Annotated in this window: 15 protein-coding genes; 6 read left to right on the top strand and 9 right to left on the bottom strand. The window is 68.3% G+C overall.

The window, feature by feature from the left end:
• Window positions 1-62: 62 nt before the first annotated feature.
• Entirely contained in the window at window positions 63-1,517 is a 1,455-nt protein-coding gene (gene phnY, locus WS57_RS08220; RefSeq protein ID WP_069244025.1) for a phosphonoacetaldehyde dehydrogenase, read from the top strand.
• 45 nt (window positions 1,518-1,562) lie between these two features.
• Here phnY and WS57_RS08215 read toward each other — a convergent pair whose 3' ends face one another.
• A complete protein-coding gene (locus tag WS57_RS08215; RefSeq protein WP_059514181.1) occupies window positions 1,563-3,818 on the bottom strand; it encodes a TonB-dependent receptor in 2,256 nt (751 codons plus the stop codon).
• A 319-nt stretch (window positions 3,819-4,137) separates the two neighbouring features.
• Here WS57_RS08215 and WS57_RS08210 point away from each other — a divergent pair, with 319 nt between their 5' ends.
• Window positions 4,138-5,202 (top strand): asparaginase, encoded by a 1,065-nt coding sequence (locus tag WS57_RS08210; protein WP_069244024.1) that lies wholly within the window; start codon window positions 4,138-4,140, stop codon window positions 5,200-5,202.
• 33 nt (window positions 5,203-5,235) lie between these two features.
• Here WS57_RS08210 and WS57_RS08205 read toward each other — a convergent pair whose 3' ends face one another.
• The gene (locus WS57_RS08205; RefSeq protein ID WP_069244023.1) at window positions 5,236-6,210 is read right to left on the bottom strand and encodes a LysR family transcriptional regulator; all 975 of its coding nucleotides are present in this window, start codon (window positions 6,208-6,210) and stop codon (window positions 5,236-5,238) included.
• A 177-nt stretch (window positions 6,211-6,387) separates the two neighbouring features.
• Here WS57_RS08205 and aspA point away from each other — a divergent pair, with 177 nt between their 5' ends.
• Entirely contained in the window at window positions 6,388-7,794 is a 1,407-nt protein-coding gene (gene aspA, locus WS57_RS08200) for an aspartate ammonia-lyase (protein ID WP_009687360.1), read from the top strand.
• Window positions 7,795-7,892: 98 nt separating this feature from the next.
• Window positions 7,893-9,383 carry an amino acid permease gene (locus tag WS57_RS08195; RefSeq protein WP_059514187.1) on the top strand — a complete coding sequence of 497 codons (1,491 nt, stop codon included), beginning with the start codon at window positions 7,893-7,895 and terminating at the stop codon, window positions 9,381-9,383.
• Window positions 9,384-9,445: 62 nt separating this feature from the next.
• On the opposite strand, the gene WS57_RS08190 is transcribed toward WS57_RS08195, so the two are convergent.
• From WS57_RS08190 to WS57_RS08170, 5 genes are all read right to left on the bottom strand, one after another.
• Complete coding sequence (locus tag WS57_RS08190) at window positions 9,446-10,129, bottom strand: alpha/beta hydrolase (protein WP_069244022.1); 684 nt, start codon at window positions 10,127-10,129, stop codon at window positions 9,446-9,448.
• Between the two features lie 133 nt (window positions 10,130-10,262).
• Window positions 10,263-11,750: a hypothetical protein gene (locus tag WS57_RS08185; RefSeq protein ID WP_069244021.1), complete on the bottom strand. Its 1,488-nt coding sequence runs from the start codon at window positions 11,748-11,750 to the stop codon at window positions 10,263-10,265.
• Between the two features lie 28 nt (window positions 11,751-11,778).
• On the bottom strand, window positions 11,779-13,260 hold the full coding sequence (locus WS57_RS08180) for an LVIVD repeat-containing protein (protein WP_009687365.1): 1,482 nt from the start codon (window positions 13,258-13,260) through the stop codon (window positions 11,779-11,781).
• Window positions 13,261-13,473: 213 nt separating this feature from the next.
• Window positions 13,474-14,961 (bottom strand): aldehyde dehydrogenase family protein, encoded by a 1,488-nt coding sequence (locus tag WS57_RS08175; RefSeq protein WP_059603127.1) that lies wholly within the window; start codon window positions 14,959-14,961, stop codon window positions 13,474-13,476.
• A 26-nt stretch (window positions 14,962-14,987) separates the two neighbouring features.
• The gene (locus tag WS57_RS08170; RefSeq protein WP_059603128.1) at window positions 14,988-15,566 is read right to left on the bottom strand and encodes a thioesterase family protein; all 579 of its coding nucleotides are present in this window, start codon (window positions 15,564-15,566) and stop codon (window positions 14,988-14,990) included.
• Window positions 15,567-15,831: 265 nt separating this feature from the next.
• Between WS57_RS08170 and WS57_RS08165 the strand changes: the two genes are divergently transcribed.
• Window positions 15,832-16,962 (top strand): porin, encoded by a 1,131-nt coding sequence (locus WS57_RS08165; protein ID WP_059514202.1) that lies wholly within the window; start codon window positions 15,832-15,834, stop codon window positions 16,960-16,962.
• Between the two features lie 43 nt (window positions 16,963-17,005).
• Window positions 17,006-18,397: an FAD-binding oxidoreductase gene (locus WS57_RS08160; RefSeq protein WP_069244020.1), complete on the top strand. Its 1,392-nt coding sequence runs from the start codon at window positions 17,006-17,008 to the stop codon at window positions 18,395-18,397.
• A 53-nt stretch (window positions 18,398-18,450) separates the two neighbouring features.
• Here WS57_RS08160 and WS57_RS08155 read toward each other — a convergent pair whose 3' ends face one another.
• Window positions 18,451-20,589: an acetate--CoA ligase family protein gene (locus WS57_RS08155; protein ID WP_059514209.1), complete on the bottom strand. Its 2,139-nt coding sequence runs from the start codon at window positions 20,587-20,589 to the stop codon at window positions 18,451-18,453.
• 52 nt (window positions 20,590-20,641) lie between these two features.
• Window positions 20,642-21,799 (bottom strand): acyl-CoA dehydrogenase family protein, encoded by a 1,158-nt coding sequence (locus WS57_RS08150; protein WP_009695186.1) that lies wholly within the window; start codon window positions 21,797-21,799, stop codon window positions 20,642-20,644.
• Between the last annotated feature and the right edge of the window lie 2 nt (window positions 21,800-21,801).

Below are 21,801 nucleotides of genomic sequence, written 5' to 3'. Positions count from 1 at the left end.
CATGCGCGGTCGTCGCGCAACGCGGGCAAGCAGGCACGCAAAGACACCACAACGGAGACGAAATGAGCACGGTCCTGAAGCCGATTCCCGCATCGAGCGTGCGGCACGAAGCGCTGCGCATCGACGGGCAACGCGTGTGGCGCGATGCGGTGATCGAGGTGCGCAACCCATACGACGGCGCGCTCGTCGGCACGGTGCCGAAGGCGACGCTCGACGACGTGCGGCGCGCATTCTCGGTCGCGCGGGCGTACCGGCCGTCGCTCACGCGCCACGAGCGCGCGGCGATCCTGCGACGCGCGGCCGAGATCGTGCGCGCGCGCACCGCCGACATCGCGGCGCTGATCACCGCCGAAGCCGGGCTGTGCGTCAAGGATTCGACGTACGAAGCGGGGCGCGTCGCCGACGTGCTGACGTTCGGCGCCGGCGAAGTGCTGAAGGACGACGGGCAGATCTTCTCGTGCGATCTGACGCCGCACGGCAAGAAGCGGCGCGTCTACACGCAGCGCGAGCCGCTGCTCGGCGCGATCTCCGCGATCACGCCGTTCAACCATCCGATGAACCAGGTCGCGCACAAGGTCGTGCCGTCAGTGGCGACCAACAACCGGATCGTCGTCAAGCCGTCGGAGAAGGTGCCGCTGTCGTGCTACCTGTTCGCCGACATCCTGTACGAGGCGGGCCTGCCGCCGCAGATGCTGCAGGTGCTGACCGGCGACCCGCGCGAGATCGCAGACGAACTCGTCACGAACCCGGCGATCGACCTGATCACGTTCACCGGCGGCGTGGCGATCGGCAAGTCGATCGCGTTGCGGATGGGCTACCGCCGCGCGGTGCTCGAACTCGGCGGCAACGATCCGATCATCGTGATGGACGACGCGGATCTCGACGAGGCGAGCACGCTTGCCGTGTCGGGCTCGTACAAGAACTCCGGGCAGCGTTGCACCGCGATCAAGCGGATGCTGGTGCACGAATCGGTCGCCGACCGCTTCACCGAGCTGGTGGTCGAGAAGACGCGCGCGTGGTCGTACGGGAATCCGGCCGATCCGTCGGTCGACATGGGTACGGTGATCGACGAAGCGGCCGCGAAGTTCTGCGAGCAACAGGTCAACGACGCGATCGCGCGCGGGGCGCGGCTGCTGGTCGGCAACGTGCGTGAAGGCGCGCTGTATTCGCCGACGGTCGTCGATCGCGTGACGCCCGACATGCCGCTGGTCAAGTACGAGACGTTCGGGCCGGTGTCGCCGATCATGCGTTTTCGCGACATCGACGAAGCGATCAGGATGTCGAACAGTACCGACTATGCGCTGTCGTCGTCGATCTGCACGAACCGCTTCGACGCGATCACGCGCTTCATCACCGAACTGGAAGTCGGCAGCGTGAACGTGCGCGAAGTGCCGGGCTACCGGCTCGAGCTGACGCCGTTCGGCGGCGTGAAGGACTCGGGGCTCGGCTACAAGGAAGGCGTGCAGGAGGCGATGAAGAGCTTCACGAACGTGAAGACGTATTCGTTGCCGTGGTGAGCGCAGGCGGGAAGGGCGCCGCGCGCCTTCCCGCCGCAACCGGCATTACTGATAGAAGTTGAGCGTGACCATCGCCGAGCGGCCGGGCGCCCAGGTCGCGTAGATCGGATAGGCGCTCGCGTAGTACTTCTTGTCGAACAGGTTCTGCACGTTCAGCTGCACGTCCATCGTCTTGTTCACACGCCACGTCGCGGCCGCATCGAAGCGTGCATAGCCGGGCGTCCACTTCTTCACCGTCTGCGAGACCGATGCATAGGTCTTGCTCATCACGGTCGCGCCCGCGCCGAGCGTGAGCTTCGGCAGCACGTCGTAGCTCGTCCACAGCGTGAAGTTGTGCTTCGGCACCATCACCATCGGCAGGCCCGATCCGCCCGGATTGCCGGGGCCCGCATCGACCGTCACCGCGTTCAGGTACGAGTAGCCGCCGAACACGTGCCACTTGCCGGTCAGGTTGCCCGCGAAGCCGAGTTCGGCGCCGCGCACGCGCTGCTTGCCCGCGTTGATCGTGTGGCCGAGGCCGTCGCTCACCTGCGCGTTGGTCTTCTCGGTGTCGAACAGCGCGGACGTCAGCGACAGCTGCCCGTCGATCACGTCCCACTTCGCGCCGACCTCGATGTTGCGCGAGCGCTCCGGCGACAGGCTCTGGTTGTTCGCGGTGATCTGGTCGCTGCCGCCGCCGAGGCCGCCGTTCGAGCCGGGCGGGTTCGACGACGTGCCGTACGACGCGTACAGGCTCACCGTGCGCACCGGCTTGAACACGAGGCCGAACTGGTAGCTGAACAGGTTCGACGTGTTCGACAGGTCGGCGACGCCGGCCTGTTTCGCGGTGATGTCGTAGCGGTCGAAACGCAGCCCCGCGTTGAACAGCCACTGCTCGGTCAGCTTCACCGTGTCGAAGATGTACGCGGACGCGGTGGTCGTGCGCGTGTTGGTCGTCGGGCCCGGGAAGCTCTTGTCGCCGTTCAGCACGATGTTGCCGGTCCACGGCATGTTCGGGTTCCAGCCGCCGGCGATCGGCGTGCAGTTGCCGGTCACCGTGCACGGGCCGCCCGAACGAATGTTGTTGCCCAGCGAGTCGGTGACGAGATAGCCCTCGTAGCGATTCTGTTCGAGGCCAAACTCGACGCCGGCCGTCATCGTATGCTGCATGCCGAACAGGTTGGCACGGCCGGTCACCTCGGTCTGGTTCGCGATGCCGTTCGTCGCATACTTTCCGCTCTTCGCCTGCAGGCTCAGCATGTTCGGATCCGACGCGAGGATCTGCGGATTCGTCGCCACGTAATCGAGCGTGGAACGCCCGAACATCGTCGTGTTCTTCAGCTTCCAGTCGTCGTTGAAGCGGTGCTCGACGCGCACTTCGCCGGTGTCGGTCTGCCCGTAGCGGTAGTCGCGCGTGTTCAGCCCGAAGAACTGGCCGCGATCGGTCGGCACCGGCGTGCCGCCCGTCGAACGGAACGGCACGCTGAAGTCCGGCATGTCGTACGAGTTCATGTGGTAGTAGCTGAGCGTGACCGTGGTCGGCGTATTCAGCCCGAACACGATCGACGGCGCGACGCCCCAGCGCTTGTTGTATACGTCGTTGCGGCCGGCCTGGTTCGCGTCGTGGCCCATCACGTTGAGCCGCACGGCGGTCGTGTCGTCGATCTTGCGGTTCGCGTCGATCGTCGCGCGCTTGTAGCCGTCGGTGCCGAAGCCGATGCTGCTGTTGATGAAGTTGTCGTTCTGCGGCGTCTTGGTGACGATATCGACGCTGCCGCCCACCGAGCCGCGGCCCGCGTAGACCGAGTCGGGGCCCTTGACCACGCTGATCTGCTCGATCGCGAAGGTCTCGCGGTTCTGCAGTCCCGAGTCGCGCATGCCGTCGACGAAGATCGAGTTGCGCGATTCGAAACCGCGGATCACGGGGCGGTCGGCCGACGGGTTCGCGGCCGCATCGCCGCCGAGGAACGTGATGCCCGGCACCGAACGCAGCGCGTCGGCGAACGACGTGACGTTCTTTTCCTTGATCAGCTGCTCGGGAATCACCGTGATCGAGCGCGGCGTGTCGAGCAGCGGCGCGGTGAACTTGTACGACGGCGAGCGCTTCACCTGCATGTCCGACAGCGCGGACGACTGGATCGCGATCGTCGGCAGCGTTCCCGACGCGTCGACGGCGGCGGCCTGTTGCGGTGCGGGCGTGCGATCGGTGGCGGAAGCGGCGGCCGGAGCGGTTTCGGCGGAGGCGAGCAGCGGTGTCAGGAAAACGGAGCAGGTCAGCGCCGATGCGAGGGCGCGGGGCCTCGTCTTGAACTGGGCAGGCATATCGGAAAGCAGCGGAAGTATCGGTAAGCGGTGCGTTTTCTCGATGCGGGCGGCGGCGCGCAGGACAGCGGAAAACGTCAATCTAAATGCGTATGATTCGCGTTTGCGGTCGCAATTGTACGGACTGGTCCTGAATTAGTAAACAATTGAATGGTTTTTGTACTAATTCAGTCAGGTTTCCGGCCGGCGGGATGGCTTTGCGTCCGATGCAACACCGCTTTTCGTCGGCTGCGCCGCGCGCCGCGCCGGCGAATCGATACACTGCCGTACCGGTTGGACGGGCCCCGGCAAGCAGGCCCGAGGAAGGAGACAGGACACGATGGACACGTCACGCGCAGCGGTCGTCACGTACCGCGCCAACGCGATCGAGAACACGCACGCCGCCCATGTGGCGGTGGTGGACGCCCGCGGCAGGTTGCTGCTGCGGTTCGGCGACCCGTTCCGGATGACGCTCGCGCGTTCGGCGGCGAAGCCGGCGCAGGCGTTGTCGGTGATCGAGACGGGCGGCCCCGACCGGTTCGGGTTCGACGACGCGGACATCGCGCTGATGTGCGCGTCGCACAGCAGCGAGGACCGGCATATCGCGCGCACGCGGGCGATGCTGTCGAAGGTCGATGCGCAGGAGTCGGATCTGCGCTGCGGCGGGCATCCGCCGTTGTCCGACGCGGTCTACCGGTCGTGGATCAAGCGCGACTACACGCCGACCGGCGTGTGCAGCAACTGTTCGGGCAAGCACGTCGGGATGCTGGCCGGCGCGCGCGCGATCGGCGCCGCGCTGGCCGACTACCATCTGCCGGATCATCCGATGCAGGTGCGCGTGAAGCAGGTCGTGGCCGACGCGTGCGGCTTGCGCGACGACGAGGTCGAGTGGGCGATCGACGGCTGCAACCTGCCGACGCCCGCGTTTTCGCTCGACCGCCTCGCGCGTCTGTACGCGTCGCTGGCCGATGGCGCGGACGCGGTGGAAGCCGGCGGCGACGCGCTCACCGCGCGCGTTCGCGCGCTGGCGCGGATTCACCATGCGATGACGGGCTATCCGGAACTGGTGGCCGGCGACGGCCGCTATTGCACGGTGCTGATGCGCGCGTTCGACGGGCAGGTCGTCGGCAAGCTCGGCGCGGATGCGTGCTACGGGCTCGGCATCCGCGCGTCGGCGCGCACGCGCGCACTCGGCGCCGACGGCGCGCTCGGCATCTCGGTCAAGATCGAGGACGGCAACATCGACGTGCTGTACATGGTCGTCAGCGAGATCCTCGAGCGGCTGCAGATCGGCACGGCGGCGCAGCGCGCGCAGCTGGCCGGCTTCCACCGGCCGCCGATGCGCAATACGCAGGGCGTCGAGATCGGGCACGTGACCTTCCCGTTCGAATTGCAGCAAGGCTGAGCGGGGCGGCGGCGTCGCGGCCGCACGCCACCGCTACGCGTGCGCGCCGCGGATCCTGCGCAGCTCCGCTTCCGACAGCTCGCCGATATCGGCGAGCTGTTCCGCGAGAAAATCCTTCAGCACGCGCAGCTTCGCCGAGCTGCGCCGGTTCGCCAGATACGCGATGTAGATGAATTCGCCGGTCAGCTTGTTGTGCAGCCGATAGCGCGGCAGCACGGCTTCGAGCCGGCCGCTCGCGAGCAGGTCGCGCACCAGCCAGATCTCGAACTCGGCGATGCCGAGCCCCGCGCAGGTCGCCTCGAGCAGCAGTTCGGAATGGTCGGTGACGAGATTGCCGGCCGGCAGCAGGCTGTGCCGCGCGTCGCCGTCGACGAGCTCCCAGCGCGGATCGCCTTCCGGGTGCACGTAGCGCAGGCAGTTGTGCTGCGTCAGGTCGTCCGGCGACGCCGGGCGCCCGCAGCGGTCGAGATAGGCGGGTGTCGCGCACAGGATGCTGTCGTTGCGCGACAGCCGGTGCACGACCAGGTTGTCGAGGTAGTTCTCGCCCTCGTGGATGTCGAGATCGAAGCCGCCCGCCACGAGGTCGTTGTGATTGTCGGTGAGCCGCACGTCGAGCTGGATCGTCGGGTAGCGCGCGAGAAACGGCGCGACCAGCGGCGCCAGATGACGGCGGCCGAACGCGACCGGTGCGGTCAGCTTCAGCGGGCCGCTCGGCTGCGCATTCAGTTCCGCGACGACGCGCAGGGTGTCGTCGAGATCGGCGATCAGCGTGACCGCGCGCTCCAGATAGATGTTGCCGGCCTCGGTCAGCGTCACGCTGTGCGTCGAGCGATGCAGCAGCGGCACGCCGAGCGCCTCCTCGATGGCCGTCACGCGGCGCGCGACGGTCGACGTCGACACGTGCATCTCCTTGGCGACCGCCGAAAAACTCCCGGTCTCGACCACTCTCACGAACGCGCGCATCGCACCCAGATGGTCGATGCCGGTCTCCTTCACGCCTTTCTTCATTCGATTCTCGCTGTTGCGTCTCACGCAAAACCGCTTTCGATAATACAGAGGCGAGCTTCTTTATGCAAAGGCATAGAATGCGAACCCGTCGCGCCGGGAAGCGGCAAACGACGTCCGGACGGGCATCGCGATGCGCGACGCGCGGGCGGCGGAACGAGACACTCAGGAGGGAGCACGATGGCAGGCAAGGGTTTCCGCGTCGAAGCGGATCTTTTAGGTAAGCGAAGCATTCCGGAAAGCGCCTACTACGGCGTCCATACGCTGCGTGCGAAAGAGAACTTCGACATTTCGGGCCGCACGATCGCATCGCTGCCGTATTTCGTGATGGCGCTCGCGGCCGTGAAGGAAGCCGCGGCCGACGCCAACTGCGAACTCGGGCTGCTGCCCAGGCCGTACCGCGACGCGATCGCCGCCGCGTGCGTCGAGATTCGCGAAGGCCGCCTGCACGACCAGTTCGTCGTCGACGTGATCCAGGGTGGGGCGGGCACCTCGACCAACATGAACGCGAACGAGGTGATCTGCAACCGCGCGCTCGAACTGATGGGGCATGCGCGCGGAGAGTACGAGTATCTGCATCCGAACGAGCACGTGAATCTCGCGCAGAGCACCAACGACGTCTATCCGACCGCGATCCGCATCGCGACCTGCTTCGCGGTCGAGCATCTGCTCGAGGCGATGGCGCGCCTGCGCGACGCGTTCGCCGAGAAGGCCGATGCGTTTGCGGGCCTGCTGAAGCTCGGGCGCACGCAACTGCAGGACGCGGTGCCGATGACGCTCGGCCAGGAGTTCTCGACCTACGCGGTGATGCTGACGGAAGACATCGCGCGGCTGCAGGAAGCCGGCTGGCTGATTCGCGAGATCAATCTCGGCGCGACGGCGATCGGTACGGGCATCACCGCGCATCCGGAGTACGCGGCGAAGGCGCTGGCCGCGCTGCGGCGCATCACCGGGCTCGACCTGAGCACGTCGCCGAACCTGATCGAAGCCACGCAGGACTGCGGCGCGTTCGTGCAGATCTCGGGCGTGCTCAAGCGGATCGCGGTCAAGCTGTCGAAGATCTGCAACGACCTGCGCCTGCTGTCGAGCGGCCCGCGCGCCGGCTTCGGCGAGATCAACCTGCCGCCCGTGCAGGCCGGCTCGTCGATCATGCCCGGCAAGGTCAACCCGGTGATCCCGGAAGTCGTCAACCAGGTCGCGTTCGAGGTGTTCGGCAACGACCTGACGGTGACCTTCGCGGCCGAAGCCGGGCAGCTTCAGCTGAACGCGTTCGAGCCGGTGATCGCGAGCGCGCTGTTCCGCAGCTTCAGCCACCTGACGGCCGCCTGCACGACGCTCGCGGACCGCTGCGTGAGCGGCATCACCGCGAACCCCGAGCGGCTGCGCGAAACGATGGAGCGCTCGGTGGCGCTGGCGACCGCGCTGAATCCGTACATCGGCTACAAGAACGCGACGGCCGTGGCGGCCGAGGCGCATGCGAGCGGCAAGTCGATCCGCGAGATCGTGCTGGATCGCCAGCTGATGACCGACGCGCAGCTCGACGAGGCGCTGCAGCCCGAAGCGCTGATCCGGCCGCGCGTGTACTAATCCGGCCGCGCGGCGCCGGCGCGATCCGCCGGCGTTCGCACGACGCCGTCTCAGCAGCGCCCCCACGCGGGCGCGACACAATCAAACGGAGACACACCATGAAGCACGCCAGCGAGCGCCCGGCCCATCCGGCCGGCGGCGCGGATTCCCGCCATGCCGACCCCGACGCGATGTTCGCGTCGCACGAAGCCGGCTACGCGAAGCAGTTGAAGCCCCGGCACGTGCAGATGATCGCGATGGGCGGGGCGATCGGAACAGGCCTCTTTCTCGGCGCGGGCGGCCGCCTGCAGCACGCCGGACCGGCGCTGGCGCTCGTCTATCTCGTATGCGGCGTGTTCGCGTTCCTGATCATGCGCGCGCTCGGCGAGCTCGTGATGCACCGTCCGACCAGCGGCAGCTTCGTGTCCTACGCACGGGAATTCATGGGCGAGCGCGCATCGTTCGTCGCGGGCTGGATGTACTACCTGAACTGGGCGACGACCGGCATCGTCGACATCACCGCGGTCGCGATCTACATGAAGTACTGGGCCGCGTTCTCCGACGTGCCGCAATGGGTGTTCGCGCTCGGCGCGCTGGCGATCGTGTCGGTGATGAACATGATCGGCGTGAAGGTGTTCGGCGAAATGGAGTTCTGGTTCTCGCTGGTGAAGGTCGGCACGCTCGGCGTCTTCCTCGCGGTCGGCGCGGTGTTCCTCGCGAGCGGCCATCCGGTCGCGGGCCAGATGCCGGGGCTGCACCTGATCGCGGATCACGGCGGGATCTTTCCGCACGGCGTGCTGCCGGCCGTGCTGATCGTGCAGGGCGTCGTGTTCGCGTATGCGAGCATCGAGCTGGTCGGCGTCGCGGCGGGCGAGACCGCCGATGCGCGCAAGGTGCTGCCGAAGGCGATCAACAGCGTGATGTGGCGGATTGCACTGTTCTACGTCGGCTCGGTCGTGCTGCTGACGCTGCTGCTGCCGTGGACCGCGTACAGCGCGCACGAAAGCCCGTTCGTGACGTTCTTCGGCAAGCTCGGCGTGCCGTACGTCGGCACGGTGATGAACGTCGTGGTGCTGACCGCCGCGCTGTCGAGCCTGAATTCGGGCCTCTATTCGACCGGGCGCGTGCTGCGCTCGCTGGCGATGGGCGGCTCCGCGCCGCGCTTCGTATCGCGGATGAACGCGCGCGGCGTGCCGTACGGCGGGATCCTGATCACGGTCGCGATCAATGCGATCGGCGTGCCGCTGAACTACATCGTGCCGGCGCAGGCGTTCGAGATCGTGCTGAACATGGCGTCGCTCGGGATCATCACGACCTGGGGCTTCATCGTGATGTGCCAGATCCTGTTCCGTCGCAAGGTCAAGCGCGGCGAGCTGAACGAGGTGTCGTTCCGGATGCCCGGCGCGCCGTTCACGTCATGGCTCACGCTCGCGTTCCTGCTCGGCGTGCTGGTGCTGATGGCGTTCGACTACCCGGGCGGCACGTGGACCATCGCGACGATTCCGCTCGTCGTGCTCGCGCTGACGGTCGGCTGGATGCTGGCCCGACGCGGCGCGGCGCGCGAGCGCGCGGTGGCGGCGCGCGCGGTCGGCGAACCGGTGCGCAACTGACGCGTCGCCCGCCGCGGCGGGCGCGGGCCGGCAGCTTGCGTCCGTTCGCGCGATCGACGCGCTCAGCCCAGCCCGACGCGTTCGCCGACCCAGCGGCCGAAGTCGCGGGCCATCTGCGCGTCGAGTTCGTGCCCGACCGGATACAGCCGCGTGTCGTGCGCGACGCCGAGCGCGGCCAGCTTCGCATCGGCGGTTTCGGCCCACGCGACGGGCAGCTTGTCGTCCAACTGACCATGCATGACCAGCGCGTGCAACGGGCGGAGCGCGTCGCGCGGCGCGATCAGCGGATCGATCTCCGGCAGGATGCGGCCGCACAGCACCGCGAATGCGGCGACGTCGCCGGGCGACGTGAGGCCGACGCTGGCACTCATGATGCCGCCCTGGCTGAAGCCGGCGATCACGGTCGGCAAGGCGGGCGACGCATCGCCCCGCGCGCGCCACGCGCGCAGCAGCGTGATCAGCTTGACGCGGCTCTCGTCCGCGCGGGCCGCGTCGATTTCGGGGCCGTTCGGGCCGAAGCGCACCGGAAACCAGGCGTGCTGGCCGGGGCCGAACGTGAGCGGGCCGCGCAGGAATGCGATCTCGATGCGCGGATCGAGCGCGCCGGCGACGTGGAGCAGGTTGGTTTCGTTGCCGCCGACGCCGTGCAGCAGCAACAGGCGTGCGACGGCGGGGCCGGCGGCCGGGCGCAGCAGATACTGGAGGCCCGAATCGGGATCGGTGGTCAGCGGCAGGACGTCGGTCATCGCGTGGGTCCGGAAGGGAGGAGCCGACAGTCTAGAACGTCCCGCACCGGAGCGGAATCGCCGCGATGCGATTGATTGTTTCCTGGCAGGAATGAATCCGGGTTCGCACATGAGCGGAACCCGGGTCTCGCTTTTATCGCACCACGGCCATCCCGTCGCCGGCGAACGGCGCCGACAGGATCCAGAGCCCGGCGGTCGTATAGAGCAGCATCACGACGAGCGTCGGGAACTGGCTGAGCGCGGCCGTCTTGCCCGTGCCGAAGATGCGAAGGGCGATCCGGTGCGCGGCCAGGATGCCGATCACATGGCCGCCCAGGATCGCGGCGACCTGGATATGCCAGACCAGGTCGGCCGGCAGGATCGGCGTGCCCGTGTGATGAAACGCGGTCCCGAACAGATTCCAGCCGTTTCCGAGCGGGTCCGAGATCAGTCTGACGATATCCGGCCCTTGCGACGCGAGCAGCGTGAAGTAATGCGCGACGTTGTATCCGACGGCCACTGGAATGACGGCCGGAGAGAACGCGTGCGCGAGCGTGACCGACGAAATGCGCGTGCGCAGCAACGCCTTGCCGCAGCGGCAGGCTAGCCACAGGACGCCCGCGAATGGCAGCGGCGACAGGAGCAGCGCGACGTACTGCAGCGCGTGGTAGCCCGATTGCAGCAGCGGAAACGAGCGCGTGATGTCCGACCCTGTCCACGGCGTGAGAAACCGGTAGGCGTGCACCCAGTAAAGATCGACGAAGACGCGCGTGTCGCGGAAACCGTCGAACGCCGTCGACGACAGCAGGAACAGGATGCACAGCATCAGTCCGGTCGGCGGCGCCCGCAACGTGCCGCCGTCGGCGCACGGCACGATGACCGGCTCGACGATCGCCAACTGTCGGTGCGTCGGGCGCAGCAACGATAGCGAACCGACGATGTTGAACAGCACTGCGAACGCTTCGAAGCTGCCGAACCACGCGCGCGAGCCCAGCGCACGAGCACCCGTCAGATTGATCGCCGTATACGCGAGCAAGGCCATCCCGAGTTCGCGCGGGCTGCCGCTGCCGAACAACTCGAGGCAGATCAGTCCGTACAGGAAAGCGAATGCGACGTAGTAGCCGCGCGCATCGCCGTGTCGCATCGCCTTGCCGCCGCCTGTCGCGATACCGGCGAGTTGCGCCGTCGTCCGCCACGGGTTGACCGCGCGGTAGAGATTGCCGAAGCATGCGCACAGGTACTGGAAACCCAGCACGAACAGTACCCAGAACAGCGTCATGCTCAGATTCGCGCTGGCGACCGGCGAGCCGACCAGTGCGCATGTCGTACCGATCGCCAGCGTGGCAACGCCGGCGGCGCGAAGCCACCATCGGTTGCAAAGACGATCGAGCCGGCGCTCGTCCGCTTCGGGTGTGCCGCGCTGACGTTGAACCGGGATGCCGAGCCAGCGTCCGTCGTGACCGACCACGATCGCCACGGCAAACGATGCAACGAGCGCGGCGACGCAGCCGTACAGGTACAGCCACAGCGGCAGCGGAAGCGTGTAGATCGCACCGAATGCATGGGCATGAGCGGCTGCCGGGGCGGCGCACGCGAGCACGACGAAGCCCGTCGCGTATCGGCGTGAACGATGCGGCCGCATTTGCGATGGCGACGTCGCAGTCATCGGATCACTGTACGGTCAGCCCGTTCGGACCGGCGGACGCCGTAATGTGCGCAACGTAGAAGCCGCCGTTCACGCCGGCGAACCAGATGTTTCCCGAACCCCTGTCGTAATGAACGTCGCTCATCAGCACCTCGTTCTTGGTCGCGCACATGAAGCCGCAGAACACGTTGTTCGGATGCGCGGGCGGGTTGTAGTACGCAAATTCCTTGATGTGCAGCGGATCGCGGATGTCGAGCAGGCGCAGGCCGGAGCCGTACCACGTGACGAACAGCGTGGTGGCGTTCGCGACACTGTCGACGCCGGTGTAGTGCCCCCAGTAGGTCACGTTGTCATTCGCCACCGCGGCGGCGTTCTTCGGGTCGCTGGCCTCGGTCGTATAGGTCGCGGCCACCGTCATGTGTGCTGGATCGCCGACCGGAATCACGTGGTACTGCACGCCCGTGCATTCGGCGCCGGCGAACACGTACGGTGCGCCATTGATCTTCGCGAACTGGACCGTATGCCCCTGCGAATCGCCGCAGTCCGTCCAGTCGACTTTCCCGAGCAGCCTGAACGACGCATTGGCCGACCGGTTCCGGATCGACGACACGTCGAATGCGCGCACGCCCGTGTGCTTGACGGGTTCGTTCGCGAAACTCGCGACGGTGCCCCAGTAGAGCGTATTGCCGTCGTCGCTGATATCGCCGTCGTGCCAGGCCTCGGCGCCGGTGTTCTCCGGATCGTCGTTCCAGTTCCAGGTTGCGATGACCTTCGGCGCGGACGGCACCGAGATGTCGACGGCGGCGAGCGTGGCCTGCGACGCCGGCGCCGCGAACGCCTTGATCGTCGAGATGTAGGCGGTCCTGCCGTCCGGCGAGATCTTCAGGCCGTGGATGCCGCCGGGAAACAAGTCGCGCGTACTCAGCGTGGCCGCGCGCACCGGGTTGCGGCAGTCCTGCGACAGGTCGTAGACGTCGAGCGCGTCTGCCGCGATGCCGTCGTTGTTCGGATTGTCGGCGCCGAACAGTGTCGTATACAGCGGGTTCGTACGCGATGTCGCGAAAGCCACCATCACGCCGGTGGCCGAACCGACTTCCAGGCCTTCCCAGCTGTTGTGTCCGGTCGGGCTGGAGACGATCCTGACCAGCGAAGGCTTGGCCGGGTCGCTGACGTCGACGACGGCCAGCCCTTCGAGCGGGTGATTGCCCGCCGAGCCGTTGTCGACATACGCGCAGTTCCGGTACCACGCCAGTTGCATGTTGCCGCCGCGGTCCATCAGCGTCGATTGGCCGACGAGCGTCATCCCTTTGCGATAGCCGGCGGTCGAGCGGCCGCTGGTCTGGTCCGCGATCGGGACTTGTCCCTGCAGCCCCGTTTCCGGTAGGTCGTTCGCGGCGAAGACCGTCGCGGCGGCGCCGTCGTCGACATGGCCTCCGCAGGCCGCGACGCCGGCGGCAATGGCGGAAACCACCAACAGGGCCGCGGTCAGCGCCTTGTAGCGTTGCATGAATGTCTCCCGGGAGTCGTCGCTCCATCTGGTTTTCACGGCAAAAGCGCGTGTTGCCGCGCCTGTCGCGCGAGCGTGCTGCTCGCTGCACGGACAGGGCGGATCGGTTCGATGGATGGTAGCGAGCGGCGCCGCGAGGAGATATCCGGTTATTGCGGACTGTCGAAAAATTGCGTACTGACTAACCCCGATGCACGGGGCGATCGCGGCGTGTCACCGCAACCTGACGATCGTCGACTTCAACTCCGTGTACTTCTCCAGCGCATGCAGCGAGTTGTCGCGTCCGTTGCCCGATTCCTTGAAGCCGCCGAACGGGAAGTTCATGTCGTCGGTTTCCTCGTAGCCGTTCACCCACACCGTGCCCGCGCGCAAGCGGCGCGCGGTTTCGTGCGCGGTCGCCAGGTCCGCGGTCCACACCGACGCCGCGAGTCCGTAGCGCGTATCGTTCGCGAGCGCGACCGCCGTATCGAGATCGTCGAAGGCGGTCACCGCGAGCACCGGCCCGAAGATCTCCTCGCGCACGATTCGCGCATCGGCGCGCGGGCAGTCGAACACGGTCGGCTCGACGTACTGGCCGCCGCTGTCGGCCCGCGCGCGCCGGCCGCCGGCGAGCAGCGTCGCTTCGTCGCGCCCCGCGTCGACATAGCCGAGCACGCGCTCGACCTGGGCCGCGTCGATCAGGCTGCCCATCCGCGTGTCGGGCGACAGCGGATCGCCGGGCGCATACTCGGGCGCGATCGCAAGCACGCGCGCGACGAACGCGTCGCGGATCGCGCGATGGACCAGCAGCCGCGAGCCGGCCGTGCACATCTGCCCGGTGTTGTAGAACACCGCATGCGCGACGGTGCGCGCCGCGCGGTCGAGATCGGCGCAGTCGGGCAGCACGATCTGCGGCGACTTGCCGCCGAGTTCGAGCCACACGCGCTTCAGGTTCGAATCGGCCGCGCCGCGTGCGACCTTGTGGCCGACCGCAGTCGAGCCCGTAAACGCGATGCAGTCGACGTCCGGATGCCGCGCGAGCGCTTCGCCCGCGTCGCCGAGGCCCGGCAGCACGTTGAGCACACCGGCCGGCAGTCCGGCCTGCGCTGCGAGCGCGGCGAGCCGCAGCGCGCTCAGCGGCGACTTCTCCGAAGGCTTCAGCACGACGCTGTTGCCGGCCGCGAGCGCGGGCGCGCATTTCCACATCGCGATCATCGCGGGGAAGTTCCACGGGACGACCGCCGCGACGACGCCGACCGGCTCGCGCGTGACGAGGCCGAGCAGATGATGATCGGTTGGCGCGACTTCGCCGCCGACCTTGTCGATCGCTTCCGCGAACCATTCGACGCAGTACGCGGTGGACGGGATGTCGATCGCGGTCGTGTCGCCGATCGGCTTGCCGGTATCGAGCGTTTCGAGCAGCGCGAGCTCGTCCGCGTGCTCGCGGATCAGCGCGGCCCAGCGCAGCAGCACGCGCTTGCGCTCGCGCGGCGTCGCGCCGCGCCAGGCGCCTTGCTCGAACGCCCGCCGCGCGGCCGCGACCGCCAGGTCCGCGTCGGCCGGCCGGCAATGCGCGACCTGCGCGAGCACGCGGCCGTCGATCGGGCTCGTACAGGCGAACGTCGCGCCGTCGTGCGCGTCGCGGAAGGCGCCGTCGACGAAGGCGCGGGATTCGATCTCGAGATGGCCGGCGCGCGTGCGCCAGGCGTCGTTCGTCTGCATGGAGGCTCCGTCGTTCATCGATGTCGTCAGCGGGAAACCGGGGCGGGGCGGCGGATCGCAATCGCGCGGCCGGCGTGCGGCTCGCGCGGCGCGCGTGCATGCTCGGCGTGAATCGCGTCGAGATGCCGGCGGATCGCGTCGGGAAATGGCGCCGAGCGCTTCGCGCGCAGGTCGACGTGGGTCAGCAGTTGTTCGCCGGTCGCGAGCTGCGCGCCGGTCGTCGCGTGATGCATCGAATGGAAGACGTGCAGACGCCGATCGTCGACGTCGAGCAGCCGCAGCGTGAGCCTGAGCGGATCGCCGAGCATCGCTTCGCCGAGGTGGCGGATATGCGTTTCCGCCGAAAAGATCGAGCAGCCCGCGTCGCGATAGTCGTCGTCGATGCCGAAGTAGCGGAAGAACGCATCGCTGCTGTCGCCGAACACCAGCAGGTAGCACGATTCGCTCATGTGGCCGTTGTAGTCGACCCATTCGGGCCGCACGACGCAGCGGTGCAGTTCGAGCGGCGTCGCGATCGGCGCGTCCGGATCGTACGGGCGCGACTTCTGTCCTTCGTAGGCCGAGCGCAGGCGCGGATCGGCGGCGGGGCTGAGGTGGGTCGTCATCCGGTGCACTCCGAGGTTCGGGAAGGAACGCCCGCGCAATCGTCCACGCGGACTGCCCGCCGATGGTATGACGGGTTGAACGTTTTTTCAATAAAGAAATTGCCGATGGGTGTAAACACCGGTGTCGACGACGCCATCAATCGATTGAACATTCATTCAACGAAACCTATACTCGCCAGCGCCGCGATGCCGAAGCGAAGCCGGCGGGCGGCCTTCTTCGAACAATGACAATCGATCCGCTCGGCGGAGACTGGAGACACCGCAAATGAACAAACGCTTCCTGCTGGCTGGCATGATGTCGGTGATGGTTCAGGGTCACGCGCATGCGCAGAGCAGCGTGTCGCTGTACGGGATCATCGACGGCGGCATCACCTACGTGAACAATACGGGCGGCGCGCATGCATACCTGTTCGACGACGGCGTGTCGTACGGCAACCGCGTCGGCCTGATGGGCACCGAGGATCTCGGCGGCGGCAACAAGGCGGTGTTCAAGCTCGAGAACGGCTTCCGGCTCGGCACCGGCAAGCTGAACCAGGGCGGCGCGATGTTCGGCCGCCAGGCCTACGTGGGCCTCGGCAACGACTGGGGCACGCTGACCTTCGGCAACCAGTACGACTTTGCGTTCGACTTCACCGCGAACTACAACGTGAGCGCGTTCGGCAGCGGCTACGGCGTTCACCTCGGCGATTTCGACCGTCAGAGCGGCGACCGGCTGCAGAACGCGGTGAAGTTCGTCAGCAGCAGCTTCCACGGGCTGGTCGTCGGCGGCATGTATTCCTTCAGCAACAATGCGGGCAGCTTCCACGACGGCAGCGCGTGGAGCGTCGGCGCGAGCTATACGCGGGGCGACTTCTCGGCCGGCGGCAACTACACGCGGCTCAATTCGCCGCGCGGGCTCGCGGCGCTCGATCCGTACGCGCAGATCGGCGTGCGGACGATGCTCGGGCAGACCGTCGCGAGCGTCGATCCGGCGACGGGCGCCGTTACCGACCTGCACGACTCGACGCCGTTCTCGATCGACTCGCAGTCGATCTTCGGGATCGGCGCGTCGTACGCGTTCGGCAAGCTGACGCTGAACGCGGACTTCAGCAACACGACGTTCAAGGGCTACGGGCAGTCGTCGACGATGCGCGTGTACGAGGCCGGCGGCCTGTACCAGGCGACCGTGCCGCTGTCGCTCGTCGCGGGCTATCAGTACACGACGTTCGAAGGCCATCACTGGCACGAGGTCGCGCTCGGCGCGCACTACGCGTTGTCCAAGCGCACCGACGTGTACGCGGCGGTCGACTGGATGCGTGCGTCGCAGGGCGTCGACGCGGTGATCGGCTACAGCTTCACGCCGTCGACGAGCCGCACGCAGGCCGCGGCGCGCGTCGGCATGCGGCATAATTTCTGATCCTTTCTCCTGAACGGGCCGGGTGCGACCGGCCCTGCCGACCATGTCCGATCCTTCCTCGAACGGCGACGTCGTCGCCGCGCTGCGCGACGCGCTCGGCGACGACTGCGTGAGCGTCGGCGACGCGATCGGCGAACGCCATTTCACGAACTACGGAGAAGCGCCGGGCGTGCGGCCGCGCGCGCTGCTGCGCCCGCGCAGCGTCGACGACGTGAGCCGCGCGCTGGCGATCTGCACCGCGCACCGGCAGACGGTCGTGCCGCAGGGCGGCATGACGGGGCTCGCCGCCGGCGCGGCGCCGGGCGCGCACGATATCGTGCTGTCGCTCGACCGGCTGAAGGGCATCGTCGAGATCGACGCGGACGCGGCCACGCTCACCGCCTGGGCCGGCACGACGCTGCAGGACCTGCAGCAGGCGGCGGACGACGCGGGATTCGCGCTCGGCATCGATCTCGGCGCGCGGGGCTCATGCCAGATCGGCGGCAATGTCGCGACCAATGCGGGCGGCAATCGCGTGATCCGCTACGGGACGACGCGCGAGCAGGTGCTCGGCCTCGAGGTCGTGCTGGCCGACGGCACCGTGCTGAGTTCGCTGAACAAGATGCTGAAGAACAACGCGGGATACGACCTGCGGCAGATCTTCGTCGGCAGCGAAGGCACGCTCGGCGTCGTCACGCGCGTCGTGCTACGGCTGCATCGGCGGCTCGCCGCGCCGTCGACCGCACTGTGCGCGGTGCGCGATACGGCCGCGGCGCTCGCGCTGCTGCGCGACGCGCGCGCGGCCTGCGCCGACCTGCTGAGCTTCGAGGCGATGTGGCCGGCGTTCTACGGCTATGTCGCCGAACACACGCCGGGCCTGCGCGCGCCGCTGCCGGCCGACGGCGGCGTCAAGGTGCTGGTCGAATGCGCGAGCGGCGACGCCGCGCAGACGGCCGCGCGGTTCGAGGCCGTGCTGGCCGACTGGCTCGAACGCGGGCTGATCGACGATGCGGCGCTCGCGCAGAACGCGGCGGATGCGCAGGCGTTCTGGACGCTGCGCGAAGGGCTCGCGATCGACGACTTGCCCGGTCTCGTGAATTTCGACGTCGGCATTCCGTCGCGCCGGACAGCCGAATTCATCGACGCGTGCGAGCGCGCGCTGAAGACGCGCTGGCCCGGCGCGCACGTGTTTTTCTTCGGCCATCTCGGCGACAGCAACCTGCATGTGTGCGTGTCGGCGCCGTATGCGGTTGGCGAGAGCGCGCACGACATCGACGCGGTGCTGTATCCGCTCGTGCGCGACGCGGGTGGCTCCGTATCGGCCGAACACGGGATCGGGCGCTACAAGCGCGACTGGCTCGGCTGCTCGCGCAGCGATGCCGAGATTGCCGCGATGCGCCGGCTCAAGCACGCGTTCGATCCGCTCGGCCTGCTCAATCCCGGCAAGGTGATCTGAGTCCGCGCACGCCGGCCGCTGCACGAGCGAGCCGGCGTGCGCCATCGGGTGCGCTATGCGTCGAGCCGCACCAGCGCGTCGACGGCGACCGCGCCGCGTTCCATCACCAGCAGCGGATTGACGTCGAGTTCGACGAGCGAGTCGGCATGCGCCTGCGCGAAGCGCGCGATCGCCATCACGTTCGCGACCACCGCATCGAGATCGGCCGGCGGCCGGCCGCGATAGCCGGTCAGCAGCGGGCCGAGCTTCAGTCCGAGCAGCGCGTCGCGCACGTCGCTTTCGCGCACCGGCAGCAGCAGCGTCGCGGTGTCGCGGATCAGCTCGACCAGCACGCCGCCCGTGCCGAGCACGAGCGCGAGACCGAAATTCGGTTCGCGCTTCACGCCGACGATTAGTTCGAGCAGTGGCGCGTCGGCCATCTTCTCGACGAGGATCCGTTCGACACGCACGTCTGGCGCGTAGCGCGCGACCTGGGCGCTCATCCGCTCGACGGCTTCGGCGACGGCTTCGGGCGAGGCGAGCTTCAACGCGACCGCGCCGGCCTCGGTCTTGTGCGGCAGCCGGTCGCTGACGACCTTCACGCAGACCGGGAAGCCGAGCCGCTGCGCGGCGGCCGGCGCCTCGGCGGGCGCGACGCATTCGGCCGGCGGCACCGCGAGCCCGTGCGCGGCCAGCATCCGCTTGCTCGCCCATTCGTCGTGAAGGATGGCCGGGCCGCCGTCGCCGCCCGTGCCGTTGCCGGCCCGCAGCACGGGCAGCGCGCCGAGCGCATCGGCGTCGAGCACGCGGCGGCGCGTGTCGCCGTAGGTCATCGCGGCGCCGAGCGCGTCGATGCCGTCGGCGAGCCCCTGCAGCGGCGCGATGCCGGCCGCGGCCATGCGCGCCGCGTGATCGGGCGGCGTCAGGTCCGGAAACACCGAGATCACCGCGCCGACCACGCCGTGCTGGCGCGCGGACGCCGCGAACGCGTTCGCCGCGATGTCGCACAGCGGCCGCTCGCCGGTCGCTTCCTGCGGATAGTCGAGGATCATCGCGGCGGCGCCCGGGCGATCGGCAAGCAGCGCGTCGCAGCATGCGCGCATCTTGTCGGGATCGCCCCACGGCGTCGTCGTGAAGTCGAGCGGGTTCGCGATCGTCGCATACGCGGGCAGCACCTGGCCGAGCGCGTTGCGGCCCGCGTCGCCGACCGGCGGAAACGCGATGCCGCGCGCCTCGCCGAGATCGGCGACGAGCCCCGCGTCGCCGCCGGACGTCGCGAGCGCGGCCAGCGTGCGGCGCTCGGGCACGCCCGCGATCGCGAGCAGCTTCAGCGTTTCGACGAGGCCGACCGGATCCTTCACGCGGATCACGCCGAGCCGGCGGAACAGCGCGTCGTACAGCGCATCGGAACCGGCGAGCGAACTGGTGTGGCTCATCGCGAGCTGCGCGCCGAGCGTCGACGTGCCGCTCTTCAGCGCGACGATCGGCACGCCGCGCGCGAGCGCGCGGGCAGCGGCCTCGCTGAAGGCGCGCACGTCCTTCAGGCCTTCGAGATGCACGCCGATCGCGCGGATGCGCGGATCGTCGACGAACGCATCGACGAGACGCGCGATATCGACCGACGCCTGGTTGCCGACGCTCGCGAGATATGCGAACGGCACCGAGCGCGCGCTCATCGACAGGTTGTACGCGAGATTGCCGCTTTGCGTGATGACCGCGACGCCCGACTCGACGCGCGGCGCGCAGTGCGCGACCGGCCACAGCGCGCTGCCGTTCAGCCCGTTGATCAGGCCGTAGCAGTTCGGGCCGAGCACGGCCATGTCGCCGGCCGCTTCGACGAGCGTCCGTTGCAGCCGGGCGCCGTCGGCGCCCGTTTCGGAGAAGCCCGACGCGTACACGATCGCGCCGCCGGCGCCGCGCGCGGCCAGCGCGCGCACGACGTCGATCGCCTGCCGCGCCGGCACGGCGACGAACACCGCATCGGGCGCGGCGGGCAGCGCGTCGATGCTCGCGTGGCAGCGCACGCCGTCGATGTCGGCGTGATTCGGATTGACGAGCCAGATGTCGCCGGCAAAGCCGTAGTCGCGGCAGCGCCGCACGGCGCCCGCGATCCCGCGTCCGCCGACGAACGCGATGCTGGCCGGCTCGAGCAGCCGGCGCAGATGGGCCGCGGCGGCGGCGCGGCGATCCCCGACTTCGGGAGTGGAGGTCATGATGGTCCTTTGTGAACGCGCGCCGGCCGGTGTGCCGGCGCGAGGGCTCATGTCAGCTGTAGCGTCGGAGGATTTCCTTGGACAGGATGTGCCGCTGGATCTCGGACGTGCCTTCCCAGATGCGCTCGATGCGCGCATCGCGCCAGAAGCGCTCGATCGGCAGCTCGTCCATCAGCCCCATGCCGCCGTAGATCTGCACCGCATGATCGGTCACGCGGCCGAGCGTCTCGGTCGCGAGCAGCTTCGCGAGCGCGGCGTCGCCGTCGGTCATCGTGCCCTGGTCGAGCTTCTGTGCGGTGTAGAGCGTGACGAGCTCGGCCGCGCGGATCTCCGTCTGCATGTCCGCGAGCTTGAACGACGTGCCCTGGAAATCGCCGATGCGCTTGCCGAACTGGTGACGCGTCGCGGCCCATTCGGCGGCCATCTCGAACGCGCGCTGCGCTCGCCCGATGTTGTTCGCGGCGACCATCACGCGGCCGGCGGTCAGCCAGTCGTTCGCGAGCTCGAAGCCGCGATGCTCTTCGCCGAGGATCTGCGCGGCGCTCACGCGGCAGTCGCTCAGGAAGATCTCCGACTGGTGATAGCCGCGCAGGCTCGTGCAGTGCGGGCCGCGCCGGACCGTCATGCCCGGCGTGTCCTTGTCGATCAGGAAGCAGGTCACGCGCTTGCGCTTCTGGCCGCGCACGTCCTCTTCGCCGGTGACGGCGAACAGGATCACGAAGTCGGCCGTGTCCGCGTGGCTGATGAAGTGCTTGCTGCCGTTGATCACGTAGTCGTCGCCGTCGCGCACCGCGCGCGTGCGGATGCCCATCGCGTCGGAACCGGCGCCCGGCTCGGTCAGCGCGAAGCAGTCGACGCGTTCGCCGCGCACGGTCGGCTTCAGGTAGCGCTCGATCTGGTCGCCCTTGCAGGCCATCAGGATCTTGCTCGGCCGCGCGACGAACACGTGCAGCGCCCAGCTGGTGCGGCCGAGCTCGCGTTCGACGAGCGCCTGCGTCACGTAGTCGAGGCCGGGGCCGCCGGCGCTTTCGGGCATGTTGAACGCGTAGAAGCCGAGTTCGATCGACTTGCGCCGGATCGAGTCGGCGAGTTCGGGCGGCACGTCGTCCGCGCGGTCGACGGCGAATTCATGGGGCTGCAGTTCCTTTTCGACGAACTGGCGCAGCGACGAAACCAGCATTTCCTGCTCGTGGGTCAGCGAAAAATCCATGA

Origin of the sequence: Burkholderia pseudomultivorans (assembly GCF_001718415.1) — a bacterium.
GTDB classification, from domain to species: domain Bacteria; phylum Pseudomonadota; class Gammaproteobacteria; order Burkholderiales; family Burkholderiaceae; genus Burkholderia; species Burkholderia pseudomultivorans_A.
This window is presented reverse-complemented; position numbering and strand designations above follow the sequence as displayed.